General features: G+C 36.8%; 11 protein-coding genes. 5 read left to right on the top strand and 6 right to left on the bottom strand.

Annotated features, from left to right (window positions below):
- Positions 1-89 precede the first annotated feature (89 nt).
- The 3 genes from LACWKB8_RS04810 (at position 90) to LACWKB8_RS04820 (ending at position 3,499) form a co-directional block, all read left to right on the top strand.
- Positions 90-1,697, top strand: coding sequence for an ABC transporter ATP-binding protein (locus LACWKB8_RS04810; protein ID WP_052059655.1), 1,608 nt, complete (start codon positions 90-92; stop codon positions 1,695-1,697).
- A 133-nt stretch (positions 1,698-1,830) separates the two neighbouring features.
- Positions 1,831-2,367, top strand: a complete 537-nt coding sequence (gene msrA, locus LACWKB8_RS04815; protein ID WP_038522758.1) for a peptide-methionine (S)-S-oxide reductase MsrA — start codon at positions 1,831-1,833, stop codon at positions 2,365-2,367.
- A 253-nt stretch (positions 2,368-2,620) separates the two neighbouring features.
- Entirely contained in the window at positions 2,621-3,499 is an 879-nt protein-coding gene (locus LACWKB8_RS04820) for a YitT family protein (protein ID WP_038522761.1), read from the top strand.
- A 55-nt stretch (positions 3,500-3,554) separates the two neighbouring features.
- Here LACWKB8_RS04820 and msrB read toward each other — a convergent pair whose 3' ends face one another.
- Entirely contained in the window at positions 3,555-3,986 is a 432-nt protein-coding gene (msrB, locus tag LACWKB8_RS04825) for a peptide-methionine (R)-S-oxide reductase MsrB (protein ID WP_038522764.1), read from the bottom strand.
- Positions 3,987-4,131: 145 nt separating this feature from the next.
- Here msrB and LACWKB8_RS04830 point away from each other — a divergent pair, with 145 nt between their 5' ends.
- Positions 4,132-5,316 carry a pyridoxal phosphate-dependent aminotransferase gene (locus LACWKB8_RS04830; RefSeq protein ID WP_038522767.1) on the top strand — a complete coding sequence of 395 codons (1,185 nt, stop codon included), beginning with the start codon at positions 4,132-4,134 and terminating at the stop codon, positions 5,314-5,316.
- Positions 5,317-5,401: 85 nt separating this feature from the next.
- Entirely contained in the window at positions 5,402-5,896 is a 495-nt protein-coding gene (gene tpx, locus LACWKB8_RS04835; RefSeq protein ID WP_038522770.1) for a thiol peroxidase, read from the top strand.
- A gap of 45 nt (positions 5,897-5,941) precedes the next feature.
- Here tpx and LACWKB8_RS04840 read toward each other — a convergent pair whose 3' ends face one another.
- The 5 genes from LACWKB8_RS04840 to LACWKB8_RS04860 form a co-directional block, all read right to left on the bottom strand.
- Positions 5,942-6,442 carry an NUDIX hydrolase gene (locus tag LACWKB8_RS04840; protein WP_038522773.1) on the bottom strand — a complete coding sequence of 167 codons (501 nt, stop codon included), beginning with the start codon at positions 6,440-6,442 and terminating at the stop codon, positions 5,942-5,944.
- A 106-nt stretch (positions 6,443-6,548) separates the two neighbouring features.
- The gene (gene aspS / locus LACWKB8_RS04845; RefSeq protein WP_038522776.1) at positions 6,549-8,399 is read right to left on the bottom strand and encodes an aspartate--tRNA ligase; all 1,851 of its coding nucleotides are present in this window, start codon (positions 8,397-8,399) and stop codon (positions 6,549-6,551) included.
- 4 nt (positions 8,400-8,403) lie between these two features.
- Complete coding sequence (gene hisS, locus LACWKB8_RS04850) at positions 8,404-9,690, bottom strand: histidine--tRNA ligase (RefSeq protein ID WP_038522779.1); 1,287 nt, start codon at positions 9,688-9,690, stop codon at positions 8,404-8,406.
- Between the two features lie 271 nt (positions 9,691-9,961).
- The gene (gene dtd, locus LACWKB8_RS04855) at positions 9,962-10,399 is read right to left on the bottom strand and encodes a D-aminoacyl-tRNA deacylase (protein WP_038522782.1); all 438 of its coding nucleotides are present in this window, start codon (positions 10,397-10,399) and stop codon (positions 9,962-9,964) included.
- Complete coding sequence (locus tag LACWKB8_RS04860; RefSeq protein ID WP_038522784.1) at positions 10,399-12,639, bottom strand: bifunctional (p)ppGpp synthetase/guanosine-3',5'-bis(diphosphate) 3'-pyrophosphohydrolase; 2,241 nt, start codon at positions 12,637-12,639, stop codon at positions 10,399-10,401. The genes dtd and LACWKB8_RS04860 overlap by 1 nt, the downstream gene beginning before the upstream one ends.
- Between the last annotated feature and the right edge of the window lie 139 nt (positions 12,640-12,778).

The raw sequence follows: 12,778 nt of genomic DNA on the forward strand, positions 1-12,778 counted from the left end.
CTTGATATGTATTGTTTTCATTATTTAACTTCCATATAATTAATTTAATATTAAAAAATTAAATAGGTGCAATCGGTTGAGGACAAATAATGACAAACAAACAGGAAATTCAACAAGAAAATAAATCAATCAAAAAAATGGTTGCGTTTAGGCTGATCTTAATCGCTATTTTTGGCGGGATCACCGCCTTAGATGGCATTATTAGCCCAATCCTAATTGGTAAATTAATGGACAATATCAGTAAAAAAGAATTCTCCACTTCTTTTATCTTATTAGTGGTGTTTTTACTGTGCTTTGTTTTAGTTAATACTTCTTTTTGGATTTGGCGCTTATTGAGTTTGAATATCAGGGAAATTATTAACAAATGGTTGCGCAGCCAGGCAGTAGCCAGCTACAATAATCATCCGCAACTACAGTCAAGTAAAATTTTAAATTTTATCAATGTCACGATCAAACAATTTGAGAACCAGATTATTGATTCGGTAATAATGTTGATCTACTGCATCGAGCAAGCAGTAATCACTTTATTCTTTGTAATTAAGATTAATCCTATATTAGGTCTAACCTATTTAATATTAGGATTTATACCAGCAGTAGTTCCCTTTGTTTTTAAAAAATGGCTGAGCAAATCAACTGACCGGTGGAACAAGTCATACCAGCGCTACTCACTGCACACCACTGAATATTTTAACGGCTTCTATACCATCAAAAGATTTGAAAGCTTGTTAATCTTCAAGGATAAGCTGAACAATCTCTTAAATGACTCGGAAAATAAATATTATCAAATGGATGCGGACAAGGAGCATTCACGGTTTGTTTCTAACTTGCTCTATTCATTATCTACCATTCTTTCTTTGGGTTTGGGCGTTTACTTTGTCAGCATTGGTCAATTGACCGCTGGTGCGTTAATGTCTTTATATTTAGCAGCAGACAGGGTTACAAGTCCCATAATTAGTTCTATTCAATTCACTAACCAGTTACTTTCAAGTCGCCCATTAATTGAATCATGCCAAAAAATTATTTCTACCAAAGAAAAACCAATTAACAATATCGAGCCCCAAAAATTTACAGATAAGACGGTACTTAAAATTGATGATGGCTCATTTGGTTATGATCAAGCTATTATCCATAATCTATCTTTTAGTGCCAGTAGTGGTGAAAAAATTTTAATTTCTGGTAGATCCGGCATCGGTAAAACAACGATTGTAAAAACAATGTTGAACGAGCTCAAATTATTGGGTGGAACAATTAAATACAGCAAAGAGTTATATGCTAAACCAATTTATGACAATATCGGTGTCTTAGCCCAAGAAACTACCATTTTTACCGGTACCCTGCTTTTTAACTTGTGTCTTGGTCAAAATTATCCGACTGCTTCAATTTTACAAGTTTTACATGAAGTCGGATTAACCAAATTTGCTAATGAGAATGCATTGAATATGAGGCTTGGTGAAGGTGCCAATGCCTTATCTGGAGGAGAAAAGAGAAAGTTAGAATTGGCCAGATTGCTACTGCGCAATAAAAAGTTATTACTGGTTGATGAAGCATTATCGGGTTTAGATAAAGAAAGCTACGGTCAAGTCTTTGACTTGATTCTCAATTTCCCGGGCACAGTGATTGATATTGAACACAATGTGCAACCTGCATTTGCTAAAAAATATGATAAAGTAATAGAACTTGATCAGTATGCTTTATGATAAAGAAACAGATTTAAGTTAATTATTTACTAAGTTTAATAATTTTAAGCTCATCAATTGCAGTAAACTACTAGGCAAAATAAAATGGAGTAAAACAGTAATCTGATCTAGCAATAGAAAGCGTGTAGAGATTATGTATGAAAATAAAGAAAAATTAGATACAGCTATTTTCGCTGGTGGTTGCTTTTGGTGTATGGTTAAACCGTTTGACTCTTTACCGGGAATTAAAAAGGTGATTTCCGGTTACACTGGTGGTACTGTTCCTAATCCAACCTATGAACAGGTCTGTACAGGAATGACGGGACATACTGAAGCAGTAGAAATCACTTACAATCCTGAAGTTATGCCTTATGAAAAGTTGCTTGACTATTATTGGCAAGTAACTGATCCGACTGACGCATCTGGGCAATTTCAAGATCGTGGTGATAATTATCGTCCTGTAATTTTTTATAATTCAGATGCGCAAAAAGAAGCAGCAGAAAAGTCCAGAGCAGCTTTGCAAAATAGTGGCAGATTTAATGAGCCAATAGTTACTAAAATTGAACCAGCGAAGCCATTTTACCCTGCAGAAGATTATCACCAAGATTTTTACAAGAAAAATCCAAGACGCTACGCTCTTGAAGAATCAGGTGGCAGAGAGGAATTTATTAAAAAGCACTGGCAAAATTAAAACAATTTTCAAGAAATTTAGCTTAAAAATCGTGCTGATTGTGTTAGTATATTTTAAATTGAATATTATCCCTGTCAGATTTCACGATTAATAAGTTGCCTAAAAGTCTAATAATTTAATTAAGCAATCTGTCTTCGACTGATTGCTTTTGTTTGCAGAAAATTACTTATTTCTCATTTATTTATTGGACACAGCAGATTAATTTGTTAGACTGACATCTAGATTAAATAAATTGATAAAAGGATAAAAATAAATGGATCAGCTTGATGCCTTTAACCGACGTTATAATCTACTTTCAAAAATTTCAGCTTCATTTTTCTACTCGTTGGCTGTAGCCGTTGCCCTAAACTTCTTTTGGACGCCGGGACACATGTATTCTTCAGGAATCACTGGATTTGCGCAGTTAATTAATACCATGAGTGAACGATTTTTACCTGTTGAACTGCCAACTTCTGTTTTATATTTGGTATTAAATTTGCCCCTATTATTGCTTGCTTGGCTAAAAATAGGTCATAAATTTACGTTTTTTACCATTATTACGGTTATATTGGGTTCAATTATGATGCGGGTAATCCAACCTGTCAATATGCATATTGATCCTTTAGTCTGTGCTATTTTTGGTGGAATGATTAATGGACTCGGGACTGGTTTTGCTTTAAAAAATGGCATTTCTACCGGTGGACTTGACATTATTGGCATTGTGATCCAGAGAAAAACGGGTACAAGTTACGGCAAAATCAGCATTCTGATCAACCTATTAATTATTGCGGCTGCCGGTTTAGCTTTTGGATGGACACGAGCTTTATATTCGGCTTTAACTATCTTTATTAATGGCCGAGTAATTGATGCTGTTTACACCCAGCACCAAAAGCTACAAGTGACGATTGTAACTGAACAACCCCACGCTATTATAGATGGCATTCAAGAGAAAATGCACCGCGGCATTACCATTTTTCATGATGTTGAGGGCGCATACAGTCATAACGAGAAAAAAGTCTTAATCACCGTGATCGATCGTTACGATATGTACGATATAGTCCACATTGTTAAAAAAAGCGATCCCTACGCCTTTATGAGCGTTACTGAAGTTGAGCGTGTTTACGGCAGCTTTAAAGAACAAGAAATTGTCTAAATCAGAACACAAAAAAACATGATCCTCTTGGGTCATGTTTTTTACATAATTTTTATTATTTAAAAAGTTTTTTATATTCACCGTAGCCTCTTTTATCTAAGTCTGCATACGGGATAAAATCTAAAGACGAAGAATTAATACAATATCTCAATCCACCCTGGTCAGCTGGTCCATCGTCAAATACGTGCCCTAAATGCGAATCTGCATCTGGGCTCTTGACCTCAGTTCTTTCCATATTATGTGATTGATCACGATGATAAACCAATTTCTTAATCGGTCGGGTAAAGCTAGGCCAACCACAACCCGCATCATATTTATCTTCACTAGAAAATAAAGGTTCACCGGAAACTATATCTACATAAAGTCCTTTTTGGTAAAAGTCATCGTATTTTCCTTTAAATGGATAATCAGTTGCCGCCTGTTGCGTTACTTGATATTGATCAGGTGTCAGCTCTTTTAATCTTTGCTCTTTTTTGTTTTGGTCCATTTTGCATCACCCTCCTTTCTTAACTATAACAAAATTTGCATTAGCATACTAAAATAAAACTTAATAAAATAATGCTATTCTTATTTTCAAACAGATTAATACTGGGTTATAATATGGTTTCAATCAAAATAGGAAGGTTCTTTTTATGCCAAAATTAGCAAAAAGCTTAAATGCAAAAATAAATACTAAAATCAAAAATTTGCCTAGTTCTGCGATTCGCTCTTTTAACCAAAGAATTTCTACGATCCCAGGAATAATTAAATTAACTATCGGAGAGCCAGACTTAAATACACCTGAACATATTAAACAAGCGGCAATTAATGATATTACTAATGATGATTCTCATTATGCCCCAGAAGCTGGTAAAAAGAAGTACCTTAAAGCAGTGAGCAAGTATCTAAACCAAAGTTTAGGCGTAAATTATGATCCTGCAACCGAATTGTGTGCGACTGTTGGAGTTTCCGAAGGCCTGAACATTGCCGCCATGGCCCTTTTAAATCCAGGAGAGAAGATCATAGTTCCTACTCCGGTTTGGGGAGTTTACTTTGGCATTATCGAGATGGCTGGTGGCATTCCAATTCAGGTAGATACTTCTGCCGATAATTTTTTATTAACGCCAGCCAAATTAAAGGAAACACTAGAAAATGAAGGCAAAGGAGCGAAGGCAGTTGTCATTACTGACCCTTCAAATCCTACTGGACGCGTCTACTCTAAAGAAAACTTAGCGGAATTAGCCCAAGTCATTACTGACTACGACATGTTTGCGGTGAGTGACGAAATTTATGCAGAGTTGATATATGGTGATAAGAAACATTATTCATTGACCCAAATTATTCCTGAAAGAACAGTTTTACTTTCGGGATTATCCAAAAGTTTTGCTATGACTGGTTGGCGAATCGGTTATATTGCCGGACCAGCTGAATTAATGAAGTCAATGATCAAAATTAACTCATTTTTAATTTCTTCTGTAACTGATAATGTCCAAATTGGTGCGGCTGAAGCTTTGGAAAACGGCGAACAAGACTATATTGCAGCGCGTGCTAAATACCAGCGGCGCTTGCAAATTTTACAAGAGGGTCTGGAGAAAAACGGTTATACGTTAGCTACACCTGAAGGTGCTTTTTACATTTTTGCCAAAATTCCAGCTAAGTTCGGCTGTGACGATGTGGCTTTTGCTAATGATCTAGCTGAAAAAGCCAAAGTGGGCGCAACACCGGGCAGCTATTTTGGAGCCGGTGGCCAAGGGTATGTCCGCTTTTCCTATGCTTCTTCTGAAGAAAATATTAAAGAAGCTATCAGACGTATTACTTCATACACTGAAAATAAATAAAAAGCTAATTTCTTGGGCTTGTACACAATTGTAGTTTAAACTGGATTGTGGAAAGATTTTTATTTATAAAAGAAAGGGTTAAATTATGCAAGTAACAATGAAAAACGAACCACTGTCAACTAACGGAGAGCCACCTAAAATTGGTGAACAATTGCCTAACTTTAAGGTAAAACAGGCTGACGGTTCATTTGCAACAGTAGACGAACTGATTGATAAGCCAACTTTAATTAGTGTTGTGCCAAATATTAATACCAGTGTTTGCAGTATTTCTACTAAACACTTTAACGGCGAAGTTGACAAATTCGCAGATATTAACTTCTATACTATTTCTACCAATACACCTGAAGAACAAAAAAATTGGTGTGCTGCTGAAGATGTTACTAAAATGAAGCTTTTATCTGATGAAGAATTTGATTTTGGTAAAAATATGGGCTTATTTATTGCAGACACCAAATTTGACTCCAGAAGCATTTGGATTGTTGATGCAAACAAGAAAGTTTTATACCGAGAATTAATTTCTGAATTAACTAATGAGCCTAACTACGCAGAGGCATTAGCATTTTTACACGATTTAAAGTAGTTTAACGAAAAAGCGATTAAGTAAAAACTTAGTCGCTTTTTTATGTTAAAAAACTGGTTTATCTAAAACCTGCCACGTTTTAAAAGTTTGATCGGTTAAATCAAAAGAAGCTGGTTCTAATAAAAATTCTTTTGCTTTTAGTACTAAAGGTGAAGAATTTGCAATAGTCAATTTGTTTAATGGAACTGAAAGTGCTCCTAAAGAATCTTGACCAGTAAACTGCTCTACTTCAGTTTTTATGTTACTTTTAACCTCATTGATGCGATAAAAAACACAAATATGTTGGTTGAAATGCCATTGTCGATAATCCCAGGGATATTCAAATGAGGTTAAGCCAATTTGAGCGCAATCTTCTACGACTAACCCCGTTTCTTCGTTTACTTCTCTTTTCACAGCGTCCAGCAGTTTTTCACCGTCTTCTAAACTGCCTCCAGGCAGATCGTAGCGATTAATATAGGGACCACCATTCTTTTTAATTACAACTAAACTGTTTGAATTGCCAATAATACCATAACAACCAAACGCGCGATGAAATTTTTCTGTCATCCGTTACTCCTTTATATACAAATATTGACCAATAATTAAATAGTAGAATGGAAAAAAAGAAGCATGAAGTACTTACACTTCGTGCTTCTTTTTTTAATTTGTATTTTTAATCCCAAGTAGTATTTCTTGCTGCATCTTTTTCAGCTTGAATCTTCAAATTGTTTTCAATCTTGGCAACGCTATCCTGATATTGTTCTTCAACTTCAATACCCAAGTCTGAAAGTTGTTGGTCAGACACTGGTGCTGGAGCATGCATCATCGGCTCTGAGGCGTTGGCATTTTTCGGAAAGGCTAAAACATCGCGAATATTATCTTTTTCAGCCAAAAGCATTGCAAACCGATCAAGACCAATAGCAAGACCAGCATGTGGTGGAAAGCCCATGTCTAGAGCGTCAAGCAAGTAGCCAAATTGTTCATAAGCACGTTTTTTCGAAAAGCCCAGTGCTTTAAGCATTTTTTCTTGAATGGAGCGCTTATGAATACGAATAGAGCCACCGCCAAGCTCATCCCCGTTCATAACTATATCATAACTACGGGCGTGAGCCTTATGCGGATCAGTATCTAGTAATTTAATCCCTTCATCATCAGGCATTGTAAACGGATGGTGCGCCGCAATCCATCTGCCAAAGCCCTCATCATATTCAAATAATGGCCAATCAACTACCCATACAAAGTCAAATTCATGTTGAGGAATAATGGCGGTTTCTTTTGCAAATTCCCGTCTTAAATGATCAAGAGAATCACAGCAGACTTTCCATTTGTCGGCAATAAATACTAGTAATTCTCCACCCTGCAAACCAAATTCAGCGATTAAAGCAGATTTGTTTTCAGCAGTTAAAAAGCGGGAAACAGGCCCAGAAAACTCACCATCTTCATACTTGACCCAGGCCAAGCCCTTTGCATGGTAGCGTTTGATATAGTCTTGTTTTTGCTCAATTTGCTTACGGGAATACTTGTTTGCCCCATCTTTGACTGCGATACCTTTAACAAAGCCGCCATCTGCGATTGCTCCAGAGAAGACTTTGAAGTCACTGTCTTTAAAAATACTGCTTAAATCATGAATAAGCATTCCAAACCGGGTATCAGGCTTGTCAGTACCATATTTATTCATAGCGTCAGTCCAAGATATACGAGCAATTGGTGTTTTCAAATCAATATTCATGACATCTTTCATGATTTTCTTCAGCAAGCCCTCGGTATAATCTTGTACTTGTTGTTCATCAGTAAAAGAAGTTTCCATATCAATTTGAGTAAATTCCGGTTGTCTGTCACCACGCAAATCTTCATCACGGAAGCATCTTGCTAATTGATAATATTTATCAAAGCCAGCACCCATCAATAGTTGCTTAAAGAGCTGCGGTGATTGTGGCAAAGCATAAAAGCTGCCTGGATAAATTCTTGAAGGTACTAAATAGTCACGGGCACCTTCTGGGGAGGACTTACCTAAAATAGGAGTCTCGATGTCAATAAAACCATTTTGATCAAAAAATTCATGTGTTGCGCGTAATATTTTTGAACGTAAAATAATTGCTTTTTGTAATGCAGGCCTGCGTAAATCTAAGTAACGGTATTTTAGCCTGGTCTGTTCAGCTATTTCAACATTATCTTTTATTTCAAAAGGAGGGTTTTCCGATTTATTTAGAATTATGATTTCTTTAGCATCAACTTCGACTTCGCCCGTTTTCATGTCGGGATTAATGCTAGAACGCTTAACCACCTTACCCTTAACTTGGATAACATATTCGTTTCCCAGAGAATCAGCCATTGCCATTAAGCTTTGACCAGAGTCATGATTTACTACTACCTGAACAATACCTTCACGATCGCGCAAATCGATAAATACTAGGTTACCCAAATTACGTACACGTTGAACCCAACCATAGAGATTTACTTCTTGATTAAGGTAAGCGGTCGTGATGTTGCCACAGTAATCAGTTCTTTTTTCCATTTGTTCCATTTTATTATTCCTTCAATTTTTTCATGACAGCAGTCATATTTTCAAGATCAGTTAATTCTAACTTAAATGTTTTTGCATCAGCAAGCCTTTTGACATTCAGTATTCCTGCCGCCATTTCTTTGGCACCCAATGTGATCACGTATTTTGCTTCAGCTCTATCAGCTTTTTTAAATTGTGCTTTCAATTTCTTTTGGTCAACATCGTATTGCACTTTCAAGCCCTGACTGCGAAGTAAACGAGCAATTTCAACTGCTTTTATTGCTGCTTCTTCACCAATATTTGTGATAAAGAAGTCGATTCCTTGATCTTCAAAAAGTGCAGGATTTTGCTTGTGCAAGACAAGCATTAAGCGTTCTTCTCCTATACCGAAACCAACGGCTGGAGTTTTTGGTCCGTCAAATTCTTCAACCAAATTATCATAGCGTCCGCCACCTAAAATGGTTGATGCTGATTCCCAAATACTTTTATCTTCGACCATAAATTCAAAAATTACACCCGTATAATAATCAAGGCCGCGAACGAGATCATTATCAATCACATATTTAATATCCAGTTGATCAAGCATCATCAATATCTGATCAAAGTTTCCCTTTGATTCTTCATCCAGATAATCAACTATCTTAGGTGCATTTGGCAAGAACTTCTTATCTTGTTCATCTTTAGAATCCAAAATACGCAAAGGATTTTTCTCTAAACGTCTCTTAGAGTCATCTGAAAGTTGATCTCTAACGGGCATAAAATAATTTACCAATGCATCATGATAATCTTGGCGCACCTGAGCATTACCCAAAGTGTTAATGTGCAACTCGTAGTTCTTAACACCCAGTTGAGCTAAAAGATCATGAGCTAAAACTATTGTTTCTACATCTGCTAACGGATTAGCTGAGCCGAAACTTTCAATGCCAATTTGGTGAAATTCCCGTTGACGTCCAGCTTGAGGTCTTTCATAACGAAATGTTGATTCTATGTAATAAACATTTAACGGCTTGGCTACCTCTGGTGCATAGAGCTTATCTTCAACATAAGCACGAACGACACCGGCAGTCCCTTCAGGACGTAAAGCGATGTGTCTGCCGCCTTTATCGTTAAAATCATACATTTCTTTTTCGACTACATCAGACGTTTCACCGCTTGAACGTGAAAAAACATTATAGTTTTCAAAACTTGGTGTCCGAATTTCCCGGTAATTTGCCTGCTTAAAAAAATCACGCAGAATCTGCTCTACTTTTTCCCATGAACCAGATTCATCTGGCAAAATGTCAACTGTTCCTTTGGGTCTTTGCACTCTCATTTAATCATCCTTTTAATTAAAAAACGTCCTTGAATAAATCAAGGGCGCTCTGAATTAGCACGGTACCACCTTTTACCTGCTGCGAATAACGCTCGCGAAGCGAATATTATCTGGTAAAGGGGTCACAGTTAGCTTTTTCCGCCTTTTCAGCGTAATTAGCGGTCTCTGTATAAAAAATACTAAACTTCAGTCTTTGTCATTGATAATTCTTTTTTTAGCTTATAGTTTTCAAGACAAAAAGTCAACCTATACTAGCATTGCGGCTTATTTTTTACAAATCAAGTACTATCGTGAATGGTCCATCATTTTGTAAATCTACTTTCATATCAGCCCCAAATTCACCAGTTTCAACTGTTAAGCCTAGTTTGACGAGTTCTTGATTAAAATCTTGCCATAATTCCTGGGACTTTGGCGGTTTCATAGCTTTAATGAAACTTGGTCTATTGCCTTTTTTAGTATCAGCTAACAAGGTAAATTGGCTCACGCTTAATATTTGTCCGCCAACATCTTTAATTGCCAAATTGGTTTTGCCATCTTCATCTTCAAAAATGCGCATTTTGGCTATTTTTGCAGCCGCCTTTTTGACCACATTAGAATCGTCTCCGTCTTTTAAACCGACTAAAAGCAGGAGTCCCTTGTTAATTTCTCCTACTACCTTGCCAGCAATATTGACGCTGGCATGATTTACTCTTTGAATGACAATCCGCATTAATTATCTGCTCTCCTTGTTTGATATATATCCGGAATATCGCGTAACTTAGTTAAAATACCATCTAATTGCGCCGAATTATTAACAGCTACTGTGGCGTATATGTGAGCAATATTATCCTCATTAACCTTACCAGAAATATTATTAATATTAGGAGTTAATGTGTTTAATTTGGTAATGACATCAGTCAGCAGTTTTCCTCTGTTATAGCCAAAAACTTCAATGTTAGCGTTAAAAGCTTGGGCACTATTTTCTTCAACGTTTTCCCACTGAACTTCGATCAACCTGCCCTTGCTTTCGTCATTATTGACTATATTGCGACAATCTGCACGATGAATTGTAACGCCGCGTCCTTTAGTCACATAGCCCACAATTTCGTCGCCCGGAACAGGGTTACAACATTTAGCCAAATGAAGCATCAAGTCACTAATTCCTTGAATCATAACCCCATTTTTGTGCTTAATCTTCATTGCCTTAGAATCTTTTTTATGGGGTTGAGGCTCCGAAACAGATTTCTGACCCGAATTTAATATTTCTTCTTCAAGCTGCTTTTGCTTTTTTCTTTCATCTTCACGCCGCAAGTCTGCTGTTAATCTGTTAACCACGCCAATAGCTGAAAGATCACCGAAACCAATTGAGGCATACATTTCATCGGCGTTGTGGTAATTTAACTGGTCTAAAAGCGGCTCGATATGCTCTTTTGACATAAACTCTTTAGGCGCAAGACCTTGATCGCGGAGCTTCTCCGCAACCATTTGTTCACCTTGCTCAATGCTGTGGTCACGATCCTGGTTTCTAAAGTAACGGCGAATTTTATTGCGGGCGCGTGAAGTTTTGACCATGTCCACCCAATCACGAGAAGGACTGGCATTAGATTGGGTCATGATTTCAATTACGTCGCCATTTTTAAGTTTATAATCCAATGGTACCAATTTACCATTTACCTTGGCTCCAACCGAATGGCTACCGACTTGAGTATGAATTTCATAGGCAAAATCGAGAGTCACTGAGCCTTTGGGCAATTCGTAAACTTCACCCTTAGGTGTAAAAACATAAACCCGATCTGAAAAGATTTCACTCTTAACGCTTTTCATAAATTCATCGGCATCTTGAGTTTCGTCCTTAAGCTCTAAAATTTCACGGACCATGTCCAATTTTTCATTAGAGCTAGTCTGCTCTACGCCCTTTAAATTACCTCTTTTATAAGCCCAGTGGGCAGCCACACCGTATTCAGCCACTTCATGCATTTGTTCAGTTCTAATCTGAATTTCCAGCGGTCGACCCCCGGGGCCAATAATTGTAGTGTGGAGTGACTGGTAACCATTTACTTTAGGTACAGCAATATAATCTTTAAAACGACCTGGCATTGGTTTCCATTTAGTATGAACAGCACCTAAAACCGCATAGCAATCTTTCACTGTTTTGACTATCACGCGTACGGCTAACAAGTCATAAATTTCATTAAAGTCTTTATGCTTATTAACCATTTTTTTGTAAATGGAATAAATATGCTTTGGCCGACCATAGATCTCGTATTTAATACCTAAGCTATCTAAACTGTCTTTAAGTGTCTTAATTGCATCTTGGATATATTTTTCTCTTTGACTACGTTTAAGACTCATTAAATTAACAATGCGATAATATGCTTTAGGGTTCAAATAATGAAAACTCATGTCTTCAAGTTCCCATTTGATCGTACCAATACCTAACCGATCCGCCAAAGGCGCATAAATATCCATCGTTTCAGATGCAATTCGGCGCTGCTTATCAGGACGCAAATGTTCTAAAGTATGCATATTGTGCAGTCTATCAGCCAACTTGACCATAATCACACGGATATCTTTAGCCATTGCGATCAACATTTTCCTGTGATTTTCAGCTAAAAATTCTTGGTGTGACTTATACTGATATTTATTTAGTTTTGTTACCCCATCAACAATAAAAGCTACATCTTTACCAAACTTTTCTTTGATATCATCATTAGTTACTGGTGTATCTTCAACAGTATCATGTAAAAAACCTGCCGCTATAGTATCAGGGTCAAGACTTAATTTGGCAAGAGTTCCAGCAACTTGAGTGGGATGAACAATATAAGGCTGTCCGGAAGCTCTCTTTTGCTCACTGTGCGCATTTTTAGCAAATTCGTAAGCTTCTTCAACAAAAGCAATTTGCTTATCGTTCATATACTTCTTGCAGGTATCTATCACCTGCTTGTGCGTCATCTCAATGTACTTAGACATATAAACCGACCCTTCTAATATTACCCGTATATTTGGTTATCCATTACACCAAAAATCTCTAAAATAAGATAAATTAGTCCAAATAAAAAGTTATAATTAGCATATTTGAATAAAACAATTAGGCAAAAACAGCCTGGCA

The organism is Lactobacillus sp. wkB8, assembly GCF_000761135.1.
In the GTDB taxonomy this organism is placed as follows: domain Bacteria; phylum Bacillota; class Bacilli; order Lactobacillales; family Lactobacillaceae; genus Lactobacillus; species Lactobacillus helsingborgensis.

Bases quoted from the DNA above. Each gene is read 5' to 3' on its own strand.
- msrB (WP_038522764.1), bottom strand. From the start codon at position 3,986: ATGGACCAAAACAAAAAAGAGCAAAGATTAAAAGAGCTGACACCTGAT.
- dtd (WP_038522782.1), bottom strand. From the start codon at position 10,399: ATGCGGATTGTCATTCAAAGAGTAAATCATGCCAGCGTCAATATTGCT.
- LACWKB8_RS04810 (WP_052059655.1), top strand. From the start codon at position 90: ATGACAAACAAACAGGAAATTCAACAAGAAAATAAATCAATCAAAAAA.
- LACWKB8_RS04860 (WP_038522784.1), bottom strand. From the start codon at position 12,639: ATGTCTAAGTACATTGAGATGACGCACAAGCAGGTGATAGATACCTGC.
- LACWKB8_RS04830 (WP_038522767.1), top strand. From the start codon at position 4,132: ATGCCAAAATTAGCAAAAAGCTTAAATGCAAAAATAAATACTAAAATC.
- msrA (WP_038522758.1), top strand. From the start codon at position 1,831: ATGTATGAAAATAAAGAAAAATTAGATACAGCTATTTTCGCTGGTGGT.
- tpx (WP_038522770.1), top strand. From the start codon at position 5,402: ATGCAAGTAACAATGAAAAACGAACCACTGTCAACTAACGGAGAGCCA.
- LACWKB8_RS04840 (WP_038522773.1), bottom strand. From the start codon at position 6,442: ATGACAGAAAAATTTCATCGCGCGTTTGGTTGTTATGGTATTATTGGC.
- LACWKB8_RS04820 (WP_038522761.1), top strand. From the start codon at position 2,621: ATGGATCAGCTTGATGCCTTTAACCGACGTTATAATCTACTTTCAAAA.
- aspS (WP_038522776.1), bottom strand. From the start codon at position 8,399: ATGGAACAAATGGAAAAAAGAACTGATTACTGTGGCAACATCACGACC.
- hisS (WP_038522779.1), bottom strand. From the start codon at position 9,690: ATGAGAGTGCAAAGACCCAAAGGAACAGTTGACATTTTGCCAGATGAA.